Origin of the sequence: Vibrio mexicanus (assembly GCF_001012815.1) — a bacterium.
Classification (GTDB): Bacteria; Pseudomonadota; Gammaproteobacteria; order Enterobacterales; family Vibrionaceae; genus Vibrio; species Vibrio mexicanus.
Genome location: NZ_JYJP01000022.1, coordinates 1 through 15,971, shown reverse-complemented (window position 1 = coordinate 15,971; position 15,971 = coordinate 1). Strand labels below are relative to the sequence as shown.

The following is a 15,971-nucleotide window of genomic DNA, read 5'->3' as shown; positions in this document are numbered from 1 at the left end:
TACAGACTCTAAGGGACTTCAATGAGTAAATCAGAACGATTGTTCGAACTACTGACACTGCTACGCTCGAAACGCTATGCAACCACTGCCGCAGAGCTTGCTCGAACGATGGAAGTCAGCGAACGAACCATCTATCGCGACATTCAGTCATTGATTAACTCTGGAGTTCCTATTCTGGGAGAGGCGGGGGTTGGCTACGTTTTACAAGCTGGCTCTCACCTACCACCGCTTATGTTTACTGAAAAAGAGATGATGGCACTAGAGCTTGGCATGAGAATGGTCAGAGCTTGGTCAGATGAAGAGCTTGCCGAGGCATCTAGAAGTGCTTCAACCAAAATCTTATCCGTTTTACCAGACAAGTTAAAGCAGCAGGTGGAAGCCTTTCCTATTTTGGTTCCCGATTTCCACACTCAATCAGAAACTGCGAAACGTGGTAAGCTGTTGCGCCATGCTACAGATGCAAAGCACAAGGTATCTATCTTTTATAGCGATGAAAAAGGTGCGAAAACCGAGCGAAAGTTGCAGCCGCTCGGCCAAATGTTCTGGGGAAGAAACTGGACGCTAGTCGCGTGGTGCGAGCTGAGAGATGACTATCGCCATTTCCGCTTAGATCGTATTCAATCAATGTCAGTGCTAGATGAAACCTTCGAAACGAACAGTACTAAATCATTCCCTCACTTTTTGGCGCTCTATGCCCCCCAGATGCGTGATCGCCAATATGCAAGGTGCCCAACTAAGCAACCAATACCTGTTTTAGTTCACCCAAACTTTCAACCGTCAGACTAGGCTTGATTTCTTGGTGAGCTGCACTCCCCGAAGCGTTGAACCAACAGGTATCAAATCCAAAGTTCACGCCACCCAAAATGTCCGAATGTAGGTTATCGCCCACCATTAACACCCTAGACTTACAAGGCCGCCCAATGGTGTCATGTGCGTGAGAGAAAATACCCAAATCTGGTTTAGCCACGCCCACTTGCTCAGAAATAATGACATGATCAAAGTGATTGCTCAGCCCCATCTTTTCCAAACGCACCGCTTGTAACTCAGTAAAGCCGTTAGTGATAATCCCTAGCTTTACATTTCCATGAAGGCTTCCAAAAGCTCTTTCGCGCCCGGGATCATCGAACAAGTGTCTGCCATGGCTTGCAAGAAAGCACTGTTGAGCTCTTGTGTAGTGGTCTTTAAGCGCTCTGCCCAATCCACAAAACGAAGATGCTTAATGTCGCCTGCGGTAATCTTTCCATCTTGATAATCCACCCACAAAGGTTTGTTCACTTTTTGATACTCTGCGAAATCATCACGCGTAAAATCAACGCCTTTGCGTTCGAACATTAGCTGCATGCCTTTGAACGCATCAAAGTGGAATAGAGTTTCGTCGGCGTCAAAGAAAATCCAATCGTATTTCATTATTTTATTTCTCTACTTTATAGGATTAGGGGGCGATACTACGCTAACTTTTCGCTTACGACCAGTGTGATCATCTACCCAGAATCGTATTTCATATTACTCTATGCGGCTCATCATGACACAGCGCAAAGCAGCCAACCTCCGTATTTCTTATAAGGTAGGAAACCAGTAGATGATTGTTCATCCGTATAGAGTTCCGAGGAGTCGTAATGAAACATTTCCTACCATCGAGCGTTATGTTAACCCCATTTGTAGTCCGTCACTATGACGATCCAGAAGTTCTTGAAAACGAGACGATGGATATGATCTTAGATGAGTGTGATGGCGCTTCCGAAAACGACACCAACGATGAGCAAGAGCCGACAGAGATCTAACCAGCCCTTGACAGCAAAAGCGCTTTGGTCGTTATAGTAATGTGATAATTCACGATAGGAAGTCAGACATGGATCGACTTATAGAGCTTGAAGTCGCTCTTCATCAATATCAGGTTCGTCAATGCCCAGATAAGGTAAAAAGACTGCTTCATCCTGATTTTCGACAAATCGGCGAATCAGGCAATAGCTATGATTTCACCACCATCAATAATTTGATGCAGAGTGAACAACCCACTCGAGGACAGCTGCACTCTCAAGACTACGAATGCCTGCAAATGGAGCCTAATGTCGTTCTACTACTTTACAAAACTGCTTGGAATGATGGCTTAGGGCACATAGGTCATTTCACCAAACGTTCGTCGCTTTGGGTTTGCTCTAACGGCAGTTGGCAGATGAAGTATCACCAAGGTACAGGCTGCGCACCATTCAAGCTCAGCGACAATGTGACGGCGAGTTGGCGTGAACACGAACCTGCATAGTGGGACTAGCGATAACTCTCTCCTATTTACAATAGTAAAGTCCTATAGAATCAAAAAGTTAAACCCCACTTTGCGCGGGGTTTTTTTAAAAAATCTTACTACTTATGGCGCGGAGTCCACTTCTACAGGTAAGTAGTGTTTTGGTTCAAGTTTCAGCCATTCCGGTAACACAGTACCCACTGAAATCGACGACCAACTACCAAACAAGATGCCAATGAACATTGCGTTGAGAAGCCGCGTAGGGCGTCTCCTCCCATTAACCACAGAGCACCAACCGTGATGAGTGTGGTACCTGACGTGACAACCGTACGTGAGAAAGTCGCAATCACCGCTTGGTCAGTGATGACCTCTGTCGCTTCTTTCTGTTTCGCGACCAAAAGCTCACGAATACGGTCTGCAATGATGATGGAATCATTCAAGGAATAACCGAGAATTGCCAACACGGCAGCGAACACGGTTAGGTTGAACTCCATTTGGGTCAGCGCGAAGAAACCCAACACAACAACCACATCGTGCGCCAAGGCGAGTAGTGAACCCGATGCTAAACGCCATTCAAATCGGAAACACAAGTAACCCAGAATAGACAAGATTGAGATCAAGAGCGCCAATCCGCCTTGGTTAATGAGGTCCTCTCCTACTTGAGAGCCTACCATGCTGTTACTGACTACGCTGACTTCGTTAGAAACCTGACTTAAAACAGATGCCACATCCGGTGCTGTTTGTCCTTCTTCTGGAAGCGCGTAACGAACGGTCCAACGGCCCTCTTCCCCTGATTGGGTAACCGTTGCTCCCTCGCCCAGTTCATCGACCACAAATGAACGAAGCTGATTGCTGGTTAGGTTCCGGTCCACTTGAACCTCTGTCACCATGCCGCCAGTAAAGTCTAATCCTAAGTTAAGCCCTTTGATAGCCAAAGCACCAAGCGAAACCACCATCAAAACCAAAGAGACGACGCTGGTGAAGTAACGAATTTGACGAATATTTGTTTTACAGAAATTGACCATGATTACACCCTTACATCGCGACGACGATCTTTACCCCATACCAAGTTAATGATTGCTCTAGAAGCAAACACACCGGTAAACATGCTGGTTAGCAAACCCAACCCTAGAGTGAGAGCAAAGCCTTGAATCGGGCCATTACCGATAGAGTAAAGAACCACTGCAGTAATCATTGTGGTGATGTTCGCATCCAAAATCGTGCTGATTGCACTGTCGAAGCCTTGATCAATGGATTGAGCAAAGGTTCGCCCTTCCGCCATCTTGTCTTTAATCCGCTCAAATATCAGTACGTTGGTATCCACCGCCATACCCACAGTCAGCACCAAACCCGCGATACCTGGTAAAGTCAGAACCGCACCTGGTAGTAAAGCAATAAGGCCCAACAGACAGATCATGTTTGAGATCAGTGCAACATTGGCTACCCAACCTAAACGGCGATACCAAAGTGCCATAAACGTCAGCGTTAATCCCAAGCCTAAAGCGAGTGAAGCAAAGCCATTTCTGATGTTCTCTGCACCAAGTGAAGCGCCAATTGTCCGCTCTTCAACAATGGTAACTGGAGCGGTTAGCGAGCCCGCTCTCAGCAATAGCGCAAGCTCTTGCGCATCACGCATGTTGCCCGCACCGGTAATTCTAAATTGACTACCGAGTTGAGACTGAATGGTTGCGACACTGATGACTTTCTCATTTAGCTCGGTATCGCCTTTCGCATTGGTTGTGTACTCACGATACACCGTTGCCATTGGCTCACCTATATGACCACCAGAGAAATCACTCATCTTACGGCCACCAGCATGATCCAACGAGATGTTAACCTCTGCCATGCCCATTTCGCCCACACCCGCACGTGCATTGACAATGTGCTCTCCCGTAAGCACAGGACGTTTCACCAACACAACATCGTTGCCGTCGTTGTCTTCAACAACGTAATCACTGCGTGTTACGCGTTCTGAAGGTGACTTCACTTGATGAAAGGCCAAACTTGCAGTTGCGCCAATCACATTTTTCGCTTGAGCGGGATCTTGAACACCCGGCAATTCAATACGAATGCTGTTCTCACCCTGTCTTTGAACGAGTGCTTCGGTAATGCCTAGCTCTTCGATCCTATCGCGCATAATCTTTAGGTTCTGCGCAATGGTGTTACTGCGAAACTCACTGCGGAACTGCTCGCTCGGTTTTACCACCAAACGGCGAGAATGATTCTCTACGTCCCATCCTTGATAGTTAGTGCGTACAAATTCACGTACCGACTGCATCCCTTCTGCTGTTTGCGCTCGGATTTCTAAGCTATCGGTTCCTAGCGTTTCTACGCGAACACCGCGAATGCGCTCACCCACTAACATGGCTCGCACTTCGTCAGCAATCGCAACACGCTGCTCATTAAATGCGGTATCCAAGTCCACGTTCAATAAGAACTGAACACCACCACGTAGGTCCAAACCAAGTTTGATCGGCTGCAAGCCAAAATCGGTTAGCCATTTAGGTGCAACGGATACATAGGAGAATGTGATGGTATCGGTTTCTGATAACTCATCGTCAAGCACATCTCGCGCTTTGGATTGATCATGTTCGTTATCAAAAATGATGGTGTACTGCTGACCATTTTGATCGATCTGTCGGGCTTCAATACTGCTACCAATCAGCAGGCGATTCAACGAATCAATAGATCTAAAGGTTCCAGTTTTCTCAGTTGAACGAATTTGGATGGCAGGCTGCTCGCCATACCATGTCGGAATAGCACTTAGTGCCAAAATAACGAGCGTCACCACTAACACCACGTACTTCCACGCAGGGTAACGGTTGATCACTCTAGAGTGTCTGTTTTTCATCTACGGCTCATCCCTTGACCACGAGGTCAAGTCTAAAATCTATGTATTTTTAATGGGTGTGATTACTGAGGTCTAACGACCTAAATGGTCATTAGTGAGCCATTAGAACTGACTATTGAGCGCGACGTAGAGAGCGTTAGATTCCTTCCAACCAGAAAGACGGAAGTTTGAGGCATAAACATCACCTTGCCAGTAATCCACATCGTAGATTGGCAAGGTAAAGAGAGAAGATAAGCGATGTTTGGCAGCGTAGGTATCTGCACCAAAGCTGTTGCTGTCATCCGTTTGGTCAAGCGTTCGCGAACTTACGCTCCAGCGGCTTAAATTAACAATAGCCGAACAGCTTGGCTTAACGTGACTTGATGATTCTGGCGACGCAGGTTGCTGAGCATCATTGTAGCTCAAGGCCGCAAGGTCAATTGGAGACTGGTGCAAGTCGACCGTTAAACGGTTAACGACGTCAGCTTCACTCTTTGCTAAGTATGCCAATGCTTGCGAGGGCATAGCCATCACAATAAACGCACACAGCAATAAACGAAGCATTAACACGAAACTCACTCTCCAGAAAAACGGCTCTAGAATCTTTGATGATGCGACATTACTGTGAAGGCGCGCAACAAGCAACAAAAAAAGGCTAAAGAGATCTAATTGTCTCTTTAGCCTTTTACATTCAGTCAGATTCTCGAGTTAAAACAACAATAAACCAAGCTAATAGAAGATTTTCCCGGTTTGAATATTGAGATAAATCTTGTTGGCTTGATTAAGCCCACCACAGTAGACAAAGTACACATCCTCACCGAATCGAACCGATCTGACCCAACCGCCAAGCTCTTCAAAATCAAACGGCTTGCACGTACCCTCTTTAAGCAGCTCATCCGTCTTGGCTAGGAACATCTCTTGGTGCTCTTTGAAATCATCGGACTTTTCAATAAACGCAGTCAAGATCTCGGTTCGCTCTTCTTTACTCACCACCGGCGGCTCTTCGACTAGAGCCTCCATAGGGAGCCACTCTGCTACCTCTTCTCCCCCTTCTTCATACACGTAATAAGGCGAAATTCGCCCCCAGCCATCTCGCTCTTCAAGGATGAACACCTTGTCGCCTTGGTAGATCACGCTATCAACAAACGCATCGTAGTCTGGGTATTCGCGAATTCCTAGTTGTGGTGGGTTAACATAAAACTCCGTCACTGGTGGTTTTTCCTCCACCAGTGGCTCCATCTCTTCTTCTTCGACCATCGGTGCAGGCTCTTCAACTTGCTCCATTGCGGCCTTCTCTGCATCCATTTGAGGCTTCAAGTAGAAAATATAGACACCGCCACCCGCGCACGCTAAACCGAGCAGTAACAGTATAAACATCAAGCCTTTTTTCATGATTTATTGTCCTAAGTTCTAGGTCTAATTCGAGAATGCTCTCTATACTTTACTTGATTTCATCTTCAGAGAGTATTGAATGGCTGTAACAATTCGCCACGTCTTACTTACGCTATCGGCACTTGTTGGCCTCACTTTACCCCTGCTTGCTTTTGGGCAGCAATGCGACGTATTAGATTGGAACCGATCTCTTGATAAACAGAAAGCGATCGACCAGCAGTTCAACCAACACGCAACAGCCTACAACACCTTACTGACCATGTATCGACGTCAAATTTTTCTGCATCAGGAGTTCACAGAGCAAGAACTTGAGTCTTTTTGGCGGCCCGATAAAACCCCACTCCACGATAGGATGAATCTACAAATCAAAACCGCAAATACCATGGTTGAGCATTTAGATGAATACATTGCGCAACTCGGCCTATACTCCAAACGGGTCAAACAGCAGAGCAGAGAATGGCATCAAATGAGTGCTCGCTGCGCAAAAGCCAAGTTCCGTTCCAATAGCATCGCTGCCGACAGGTACTCAACAATCAATCTTGAATTGATAGAAGACATATTAGAGCTCATCGATAAACTATCGCATTTACAAGATATTTATAAATTTGAGGCAAGCACCCTCACAGAAAGCAAGCCTAATTGATGTAAATGACATCAATTATCATTTACAAGAAATGTATTTGCCCGTAGTATTCATCAACAAAATGAATGGAATATCGGTTTTGCTTTGAAATCTGCACTAACACTTAAGACATGGACGACTATTTGGTTAGTAGGCTTCACCATTGCTGCGGCGGGTTTTGCTGCGGTTTTTCTCTACGAAGAGAAAGAGCTAAACCATCAGTTAGAAAGTCAGTTCAATATGAAATTCAAGGCGTTATCTCATAGTCTTGAAAGTGTCGAGTCTTTGATGACTTCCACTAGATTGTTTCTAGAGAACAGTAATTCCGCCGACCAGCTACAGTTTCAAAACTATTTAAAGAATCGTACAGGTATCGATTCCATCATCCAATCGTTACTCTGCTACCTGTAACGCCAAATACGCTCACTCGCGAACTCGAGGTTCGAGCCCTCAAAAACGGTTTCCTTGGATACCGAGTGACACCAGCGCCACAGGCTAACGATGACCTGCCCTACTTTTTGTCACAAGCCAGTTTGCCTGTGCTTTATGTTTCGCCAAGATTTGAAGGCAGCGATTATTTGGGTCATCGCTTCGAGCTCAGTGAAGGCGAAGCCCAAGCCATGGCACGAGCCTATGAGACAAAACGCGTTGCTTCCGTGGCAACGCAAATTGATGAGCAACCTGGTTTCCGACTCTATCTTCCTTCTTTCAATAATGATGGTTCACTGGCAGGCTTCGTGGTAGGCAATATCGTCATCCATGAACTCTTGGGGATTACGTGGTCGGAGCAAATTAATTCCCGTCAGTTTGGTATCAAAGTCACGACAACAGATGATCAAACCATCTTTCATACACACGTGAGCACTGAGCTTTCGGAAAACAATTGGCTTGAGCGCGTTGCCACCTATGAGAACCGAGCCAACATCGAGTTATTCAATAGCCAATGGCAGTTTGAGATTTCAGTATTAGACGACTCTACAAGCATACTGCTATATGGTGGAAGCGCGGTGACACTGATATTGCTGCTGACTTTTTCAGGCTCTCTCGCGATTGATTTCTATGCCACGCGACTCAAGGTATCAGACCAAGTAATAGAAGAGAAAACCAAGACGCTAGCCAAACAAGCAGTTCAAGACACTCTTACTGGCATGCTTAACCGTCAGGCCCTTACGAGTGAAGTGAACGAACGTATTCGTCAGTTGCATTAGGCCGGAGTGAAGGCTTTTCGATTCTCTTCATCGATTTAGACCGTTTTAAAAACATTAATGACTCCATGGGGCATATCCATGGTGATAAGTTACTACAACAAGTCGCGAAGCGCTTAGTTCAAAATTGCCGTAACCAAGACATTAGTTTTCGTTTTGGTGGTGATGAATTTGTGATCTGCCTTCCTGAGCAAATCAACCGCCATACCTTAGAGGGCATCTGTAAGCGTTATGCTCATGTATTGAGTGAACCCTACACCATTGACGGGCAAACCTTCCACATTGGTGCGAGTATTGGCGTTTCGATCGTCACGGACCCTTCTCAGGACCTAGCCACCATACTTCGAGAAGCCGATACTGCTATGTATAAGGCGAAAGGATCCGGTCAAGAGAAAATCGCTTTCTTCCACGAACAAATGTTTCAACAAGCGAAGCAAAGGTTTGCTCTTGAGCAAGACATCACTGTGGCGTTAGAACAGCAAGAATTGCAGCTTGTGTATCAACCGATTTACGCAATTCATAACGATGAAGTCAGCGGTTTTGAAGCGTTGTTGCGCTGGCAGCATCCAGAACGAGGCTTCATTCCGCCAGACAAATTCATTCCGATTGCAGAAGAAACCGGTCATATCATAAAAATCGGAGACTGGGTGGTCGAGAAAACATGCGAAGTCTTGGAATCGCTGTGGAAAGACTCGACAATCACCTTAATGCCTAGAATCAACATTAACGTTTCTGCTAAGCAATTTGAGTCTCAACATATTTATCTGACTCTCAAAAAGGCGGTTTCTCGATACTCCTTCCCACCTCAATGTATTGGTGTGGAAATCACCGAGTCACTTTTACTCAGTAGCTCTGAATGCTCGGCCGTTATGCTTGAGAAAATTAAGTCCCTCGGGGTCACCATTTATCTCGATGACTTTGGTACGGGCTATTCATCCCTTGGCGTGCTCAATGAATACCCAGTTGATGTGGTGAAAATGGATCGAAGCTTCGTTAGTGGTATTGGGCAACAAAATCCCAAATCTGACAGCTTGTGTCATGCAGTGATCAACATGGCGCAAACCATCGATTTAGATGTGGTAGCAGAAGGGGTTGAAACGAAAGCGCAGCTCGACATTCTGGCGAGCTACGGCTGTGACTTTATGCAAGGATACCTCAAATCGAAGCCAGTGGCAGAGTCGCAAGTGAGAGGGATTATTCACGCCCATCAAGTGTGCGCCAAGCTGGCTTAATCAGAATTATTGCCCAAGTAAAGTCATCTAACTGCCCGTTAGCTTGACGATACGCTAGTCTATCGGGCACCATTGTTCAAGCGTCGTTCAGGGCCTTATCGCATTTGGCTGCGCAGATAAAATCATTTTGATGCAACCCCTTAATCTCGTGACTCCACCAAGTCACGGTGACTTTACCCCATTCCAATAAAATAGCTGGATGGTGAAATTCCTCTTCCGCTATTTCAGACACCTTGTTAGAAAAGGCCCACGCCAGTTTGTAATTCTTAAACTTATACACTTTTTCAAGCTGTGGGATACCGCCTCGCTCAATCACAGACCAATCTGTCAGTTCTGTGAGTAGCTGTTGCTGCTGATTTTTATCCAATGCGATGGCATCGCCACTGCACGCTTCACACTTGAGCTCGTTAAGCATGAGTTTGCTCCCTCTATATTATGGAATGATTCAGTAAAAAAGACTTAGTTAACAGGTTCAAATAATGGGGTTAACAGTCCTTTGTTTTGCGCCTTGTAGACGTCCCTTATCAAATCTCGCTGACACAACAAATATAGCTGTTTCAGATCATTCAGCACGAAATAGATAGGCTGCATGATATCGATTCTATAAGGGGTTCTTAGTACGGTTTCTATATCAAACGGCACACGCTTGGCTATGTTACTTTCTAGCGCGTAGACGGTTTCCCCTGGCGAAGACAAGATACCCCCACCATAGACTTTTAGATCACTATTTTGCTTCACTAAGCCAAACTCTACGGTAAACCAATAGAGCCTCGCCAAAAAAACACGCTCTTGCGCCGTTGCACTCTTGCCAAGTTGTCCGTAATGGTGAGTGAAGTGCGCGAAATCTGGATTGGTTAACATGGCGCAATGGCCATATATTTCATGAAAAAAATCAGGCTCTTTCAGGTAATCAAACTCTTCCCTAGTGCGCAAAAACGTCGCCACAGGAAAGCGCTTGTTTGCCAATAGATCGAAGAAACGATCAAAGTTGATTAATGCGGGTACAGGTTCAACCCGCCAACCCGTTTCATTCATTAGTACTTGGTTGATTTCAGGTAACTGAGGCACCCTACCTTGAGGTAAGTTAAGTAGCTCAAGCCCATCAAGGTAGGCTTGGCAAGCCCGCTGCTGCACTAAGCTCGATTGTCTTTCGACCAAATCACGCCAAATACCGTCTTCCTGCTTACTCCAGTCAACAAATCCTTGTTCATTGACAGGGTTGGAATGATATTGACTCATCACTCCGCTCCTCTCGTTAGGTCACTCATTTAAGCCTAACCTTTTCCTTTTTTGGCGACCAACTTCAGCACAACCAAACCCAAAACACCACTGTAACATAATTTTTACATTTGAGGTTTTTTCGTATAAGAATCAGGAAATTGATTTAGTCGGCAGGTTTGACATTACCCAATCTTAAACCAAACTTATTGAAGATGTTTTCTCCCGCAATTTGATGGAACAAGTCGTTATGTCTGCTCAACACCCTATCTGGACGCCTACCCCAGAAAGAATGGCTCAATCCAACCTGAACCAATTTATTGAACATATTAATATGCAAGGCGAAGTGATTGAAAACTATGACACATTGCATCAGTGGTCGATCAATGAAGCCAAGCAGTTTTGGTTAGAGGTATGGCAGTTTTGCGATGTCATTGGCTATCAAGGAGATTGCCTAGTGGGTGAGGGACGTCCGAAATGGGAGAGCTTCCAATCGAATCGCGACACGATTTGGTTTCCTCAAGCTCAGCTCAACTACGCAGAAAATCTGCTCTCTTACGCTTTTCAACAACCGAACCAAACCGCTATTTGGTTCGACAACGAAAACAATCAACAGCGCAGCCTGACTTGGCAAGCACTGTGCGATCAAGTTTCCATTGTGCAGCAGTGGCTTAATCATAATGGCGTACAAAAAGGCGATGTTGTCGCCGGATATCTCCCCTATATACCTGAAAGCGTGGTAGCCATGCTTGCCACCACCAGCCTCGGCGCGATTTGGACGTCGACTTCTCCTGACTTTGGAGTCGATAGCGTGATTGAACGTTTTGGTCAGGTACAGCCCAAAGTTCTCTTCTGTTGTAATGGTTACACCTTCAATGGCAAAACTCACGACATGACGAGCAAAAATGCCGCCATTGTAGAGCAACTACCCAGCCTATCGAATACCTGCCAAATCGAGTATCTAGAGCAACAAAGTTTCAGCTCAACCAACTCGTTTGAGTTCTCGGATTGGCAAGCAGTACTGGCTAGCTTTATTCCTCGGGGCATACGTTATACCCGCGCAGGATTTAATGATCCTCTATTTATCCTCTACTCATCGGGGACCACTGGAAAGCCTAAATGCATTGTTCATTCCATCGGTGGTACCGTCCTCAACCATCTTAAAGAACACCAACTTCATTGCGATGTGCAGCCCAATGACAAGGTGTTTTACTACACCACCTGCGGTTGGATGATGTGGAACTGGCACATTTCATCGTTAGCAAGCGGCGCGACACTCGTGGTATACGATGGTAGCCCCGTCTACCCTCAAACCGACCGTCTTTGGCAACTCGCTGAGCAAGCAGAGGTTTCCCTGTTTGGTACCTCTGCTAAATATCTAGAAGCGATTGATAAACAAGGGCTATCCCCAAGTTCGAGCTTCCGATTACCCAAGTTGAAAACACTTTGCTCGACAGGCTCTGTGCTCTACCCCGAGCAATTTGACTACGTCTATGAACATATCAAAGCCGATCTGCATTTGGCTTCGATTTCAGGTGGTACTGATATTTGCGGATGCTTTGTATTAGGTAATCCGATATCTCCTGTTTACCGAGGTTACTGTCAAGCAGCTGGCTTGGGAATGGATGTCGCTGTGTTCGATGACCAAGGCCAATCACTCACCGAGCAACGTGGTGAACTCGTCTGCCGCAATAGCTTCCCTAATCAGCCAATTGGTTTTTGGCACGACAATGGTGAACGCTATCATCACGCCTACTGGAGTAAGTATCAAAACTGCTGGCATCACGGAGATGATGTTATGTTGACAACGCAAGGCGGGATTCAGTTCTTTGGCCGCAGTGATGCTACGTTAAACCCGGGAGGGGTGCGAATCGGTACCGCCGAAATCTATCAGCAGGTTAATCGAATCGACCATATTGTCGATTCGATTGCGGTTGGATTCAACGACAACGGAAACGAACGAGTTATCTTGTTCGTGCAATTATTAGAAGGCAAAGTACTGTGTGATGAGGCGAAAGACTATATTAAACAGCTACTCAAAGAAAAATGCTCTCCAAGACATGTTCCTCACGAAATTTATACCCTTAGTGAGATCCCTAGAACCAAGTCAGGAAAACTCGTCGAACTTGCGGTAAAACAAGTACTGCATGGCGAAGAGGTCAAGAACCTAGGTGCCATCGCAAACCCTGAAGTACTCGATCAAGTTAAAGATATTGCCAATACGGAGTTTAAAACCTAAAGAGCGTTCGGTAAAAGGCATCTGCTCTTCACTAATACATAGTCGCGATGATCAAAAAACGCCCCCAGTTGGAGGGGGCGTTTTGAAACTTAAAACTGTTGAGGTGACAAGCCTATATCATAGTGGGGAGTAAAAATGCGAGACTTGCGACCCCAACTGACTCATAGCTAAGCCTTACGACCCACACCCATCAAGACTTTTCGTGAGCCGTCAGCGGTTGTGATTTCAAAAGGTACGCTGACTGAAACATCGACAAAACCCACACTGGTCAGCACTTGCTCTACCTTGTTTTTAGTCAGGCCAGAACCTTGCGCTTCATCTTCAGCTAACCAATCCCAATGGATAAAGTAACCACCGTTATCCAAGATAGAGTAGATAATATCAGCCGTTTCAGAGAAGCTTGGCAAAAAACCACACACAGACGAGGCAACGACCGCATCAAACTGACTGCGAAACGCAGGGTGCTGCGCAACCAAGCCACGTGTTAAATAGTCAACGACCGGCTCAACGTTGGCTAGCTCTTTCTCATCAAGCTTTTCAATCATCGCTTCAGAGCCGTCTAACGCTACAATATCCTTTGCTAGCGGTGACATATGCTGAGTGAGTAGACCCGTTCCACACCCGAAATCCAGAACATGTTTGCCTTTTAAATCAATAAGATTGCTGAGCTGATAAAAAGCATTAGACGCGTATACAGCCGTAGACTCATTCTGTTCCCACTTTTCTGCGTACTCATCCCATTCATTCGCCATCATGATCTCCCTGTTACTTCATTCATTTGGCAGCAGTCTCTAGAGTAAACCAAAATGGCGTTCGGGAACATCTTTCAAACAGACAATTTGAAAAAATTTGTATATGATTCATAGACTCAAGCACAAACGAGCAAAGTATGAACTTATCTCAGGTAGAAGCCTTCTGTTTAGTCGCCGACACAGGCTCTGTTTCTGAAGCGGCACGACAACTCGATTGCAACAGAACCAAGCTGAGTATGGCCATCAAAGCCCTTGAAAAAGAGCTGAATACCGAACTGTTTGTACGAAGCGGTAACAACGTGACGCTCTCTGAAGCGGGCAAAGCAATCTACAAAGACTGCGAGAACTTGCTTGTTACCAGCGCCAGAATCAAACAGACTTGCGCTCAGGCTTCTGGCGAGTTTAACGCCGAAGTTTGGATTGCTCGCGACGATTCCCTACCCGATGAGTTTTGGCAAGATTTGGCGCATAAACTGAATAATCGTTTCCCTGCAACATCATTTAATACGGTGCTCGCATCTAGCGGTGACTTGGCCAATTTAGTTGAAACCGGACAAGTCGATTACGCATTTGGCGTTGATTATGAGCGAACCGATGATCCTAGAATCAACTTCCAGCCACTTGGCAAGATTCGTATGATGTCGGTGTGTAAGCAATCCCACCCATTAAGCAAACTACGCCGAGTCTCTGATGAAGTGCTGCGAAATTCTATGCAAGCGGTAATGGTTTATCTAAACGAGAAAGACAACCCTGAACTTCAGCCTTTTTCTTTACGCCATATTGGTTTTTCGAGCTTCGACTACATGCTCAGTACCATTCTCACCGAAGATGCTTGGGGCGTACTTCCGGAACCCCTAATTCGCCACCATTTGCGCGCGCAAGATCTCTCCGTGATCAAACATACCTACGGCTTAACTCAAGAAGACTACTGCATGTTTACCGCTGCTGGCATGATTGAGCATCCGGGGATGACATGGCTTGCCGACAAGCTCAACGAATATCTGTTTGATTTCTAAAATAAACCTTTCTTGGTAACTCATACAATTAGCAAAAAATTCACTAATATTAAATCCATCCAACCACTGCACAGTCGGCTATTTATTGCGCAATATCACAGTTTAACTTTTCGCCCCATCAGTGACCGTCAAAATTAATGGCGGCAAGGTTTCGATATAAATAATTGATTTGTAAACACTTAATTTTTTACCCACATATTTCCCGCTCTATAAATTCAAGTTCTGTTTGTAAATTCACCACTGGTTGCAAAGAATAGAGATAGGTTTTTAAACGGTAATATTCTATGTGTGCTCGAACAAGCTTAAATGAAAAACGAATTCTCACTTTCTCAGCCCTTTTTGCATCAGGGTTTGCAGTCATGGGGCTCGTACTAGGCTTGATGGTTGGTTCATTGGTTATCGTTTTTGATGGTGTTTATTCTTTAGTCAGCCTACTGCTAACTTTATTGTCGCTAGCCGCATCACGATATATCCAAACGCCCTCTGCTGGTCGATTTCCTTTCGGTAAAGCGATGATCGAGCCTATCGTGATCGTGGTAAAAGCCAGCGTGATTCTAGCGATTGTAAGTTACTCTCTTTATTCGGCTGTCACCGCGATGTTCAGTGGAGGCCGCGAGGTTAACGCTTCGATTGCAACCATTTTCGGTATCATCAACGTTTTAGGTTGTAGCTACGCGTGGTGGTACATAGCGAGGAAGAGTAAGCAGTTTTCTTCCGGCCTGATTAACGCAGAGACGAAACAGTGGCAAATGGATACGCTTCTCAGCCTAGCGGTGACTGTAGGCTTCGTAGTAGCTTGGGCCATGACGCTTACGCCTTATGCAGAGCTTAACGTTTATGCGGACCCTGCAATGATGATCCTTATGTCGTTCTACTTTATTAAGGTTCCTTATGACATGCTAAAAGAAGCGGTGCGAGAGCTGCTAATGATGTCACCAAGCAAAGAGATCATCCAGAAAGTGGACCAAACGATTCAAGCTGTGGACAACGAACTCGATCAACACCTAGAACTGGCAGGCGTAACCAAAGTCGGTCAAGAGCTCAGGGTCGATGTTGATTTAAGAACTGAAGATAAACACTTACCCATTGCAGACGTAAAAAAGGCGCGCCAAACTTTGCAAAAGCGCTTGTCTAATGTTCCGTTGGATCTTCAATTAAACCTTAACATCGCAAGCTAGAGCTGCTCCCACTCTCTCAAAAAGGCTTCCTACTAAGGACTGTCTCTT

General features: G+C 45.6%; 15 protein-coding genes and 3 pseudogenes. 10 read left to right on the top strand and 8 right to left on the bottom strand.

Features of this window, described 5'->3' with window-relative positions; genetic code table 11:
- Positions 1-21: 21 nt before the first annotated feature.
- Positions 22-699 (top strand): annotated as a pseudogene (locus UA76_RS04170) (helix-turn-helix transcriptional regulator); the annotation flags it as partial.
- Positions 700-733: 34 nt separating this feature from the next.
- Here the strand turns inward: UA76_RS04170 and yjjG are convergent.
- Positions 734-1,407 (bottom strand): annotated as a pseudogene (yjjG, locus tag UA76_RS04165) (pyrimidine 5'-nucleotidase).
- A gap of 209 nt (positions 1,408-1,616) precedes the next feature.
- On the opposite strand from yjjG, the gene UA76_RS23585 reads away from it, so the two are divergent.
- Positions 1,617-1,781 carry a hypothetical protein gene (locus tag UA76_RS23585; RefSeq protein WP_157617560.1) on the top strand — a complete coding sequence of 55 codons (165 nt, stop codon included), beginning with the start codon at positions 1,617-1,619 and terminating at the stop codon, positions 1,779-1,781.
- A gap of 68 nt (positions 1,782-1,849) precedes the next feature.
- On the top strand, positions 1,850-2,260 hold the full coding sequence (locus UA76_RS04160; RefSeq protein WP_047043376.1) for a nuclear transport factor 2 family protein: 411 nt from the start codon (positions 1,850-1,852) through the stop codon (positions 2,258-2,260).
- A gap of 102 nt (positions 2,261-2,362) precedes the next feature.
- Here UA76_RS04160 and secF read toward each other — a convergent pair.
- The 4 genes and pseudogenes from secF to UA76_RS04140 form a co-directional block, all read right to left on the bottom strand.
- Positions 2,363-3,264 (bottom strand): annotated as a pseudogene (gene secF, locus UA76_RS04155) (protein translocase subunit SecF).
- A 2-nt stretch (positions 3,265-3,266) separates the two neighbouring features.
- Complete coding sequence (secD, locus tag UA76_RS04150; RefSeq protein ID WP_047043375.1) at positions 3,267-5,090, bottom strand: protein translocase subunit SecD; 1,824 nt, start codon at positions 5,088-5,090, stop codon at positions 3,267-3,269.
- 102 nt (positions 5,091-5,192) lie between these two features.
- Positions 5,193-5,633 (bottom strand): hypothetical protein, encoded by a 441-nt coding sequence (locus UA76_RS04145; protein ID WP_047043416.1) that lies wholly within the window; start codon positions 5,631-5,633, stop codon positions 5,193-5,195.
- A gap of 165 nt (positions 5,634-5,798) precedes the next feature.
- Positions 5,799-6,461: a hypothetical protein gene (locus tag UA76_RS04140; RefSeq protein WP_047043372.1), complete on the bottom strand. Its 663-nt coding sequence runs from the start codon at positions 6,459-6,461 to the stop codon at positions 5,799-5,801.
- Between the two features lie 79 nt (positions 6,462-6,540).
- Here UA76_RS04140 and UA76_RS04135 point away from each other — a divergent pair, with 79 nt between their 5' ends.
- The 4 genes from UA76_RS04135 (at position 6,541) to UA76_RS24430 (ending at position 9,520) form a co-directional block, all read left to right on the top strand.
- Complete coding sequence (locus tag UA76_RS04135; RefSeq protein ID WP_047043369.1) at positions 6,541-7,104, top strand: hypothetical protein; 564 nt, start codon at positions 6,541-6,543, stop codon at positions 7,102-7,104.
- A gap of 84 nt (positions 7,105-7,188) precedes the next feature.
- Positions 7,189-7,494 (top strand): hypothetical protein, encoded by a 306-nt coding sequence (locus tag UA76_RS24000; protein ID WP_047043366.1) that lies wholly within the window; start codon positions 7,189-7,191, stop codon positions 7,492-7,494.
- Positions 7,495-7,559: 65 nt separating this feature from the next.
- Positions 7,560-8,291 carry a CHASE domain-containing protein gene (locus UA76_RS24435; RefSeq protein WP_238322180.1) on the top strand — a complete coding sequence of 244 codons (732 nt, stop codon included), beginning with the start codon at positions 7,560-7,562 and terminating at the stop codon, positions 8,289-8,291.
- Between the two features lie 65 nt (positions 8,292-8,356).
- Positions 8,357-9,520, top strand: coding sequence for a putative bifunctional diguanylate cyclase/phosphodiesterase (locus UA76_RS24430; RefSeq protein ID WP_238322179.1), 1,164 nt, complete (start codon positions 8,357-8,359; stop codon positions 9,518-9,520).
- Positions 9,521-9,596: 76 nt separating this feature from the next.
- Here the strand turns inward: UA76_RS24430 and UA76_RS04120 are convergent, their stop codons facing one another.
- Both UA76_RS04120 and phhA read right to left on the bottom strand, forming a co-directional pair.
- A complete protein-coding gene (locus UA76_RS04120; RefSeq protein WP_047043364.1) occupies positions 9,597-9,935 on the bottom strand; it encodes a 4a-hydroxytetrahydrobiopterin dehydratase in 339 nt (112 codons plus the stop codon).
- 44 nt (positions 9,936-9,979) lie between these two features.
- A complete protein-coding gene (phhA, locus tag UA76_RS04115) occupies positions 9,980-10,759 on the bottom strand; it encodes a phenylalanine 4-monooxygenase (RefSeq protein WP_047043361.1) in 780 nt (259 codons plus the stop codon).
- Between the two features lie 229 nt (positions 10,760-10,988).
- Here phhA and UA76_RS04110 point away from each other — a divergent pair, with 229 nt between their 5' ends.
- On the top strand, positions 10,989-12,977 hold the full coding sequence (locus UA76_RS04110; RefSeq protein WP_047043359.1) for an acetoacetate--CoA ligase: 1,989 nt from the start codon (positions 10,989-10,991) through the stop codon (positions 12,975-12,977).
- A 167-nt stretch (positions 12,978-13,144) separates the two neighbouring features.
- On the opposite strand, the gene UA76_RS04105 is transcribed toward UA76_RS04110, so the two are convergent.
- Positions 13,145-13,729 carry a class I SAM-dependent DNA methyltransferase gene (locus UA76_RS04105; RefSeq protein ID WP_047043357.1) on the bottom strand — a complete coding sequence of 195 codons (585 nt, stop codon included), beginning with the start codon at positions 13,727-13,729 and terminating at the stop codon, positions 13,145-13,147.
- A 137-nt stretch (positions 13,730-13,866) separates the two neighbouring features.
- Here UA76_RS04105 and UA76_RS04100 point away from each other — a divergent pair, with 137 nt between their 5' ends.
- The gene (locus UA76_RS04100; RefSeq protein WP_047043354.1) at positions 13,867-14,745 is read left to right on the top strand and encodes a LysR family transcriptional regulator; all 879 of its coding nucleotides are present in this window, start codon (positions 13,867-13,869) and stop codon (positions 14,743-14,745) included.
- 284 nt (positions 14,746-15,029) lie between these two features.
- Positions 15,030-15,923 (top strand): cation diffusion facilitator family transporter, encoded by an 894-nt coding sequence (locus tag UA76_RS04095; protein ID WP_047043351.1) that lies wholly within the window; start codon positions 15,030-15,032, stop codon positions 15,921-15,923.
- Positions 15,924-15,971: the final 48 nt, after the last annotated feature.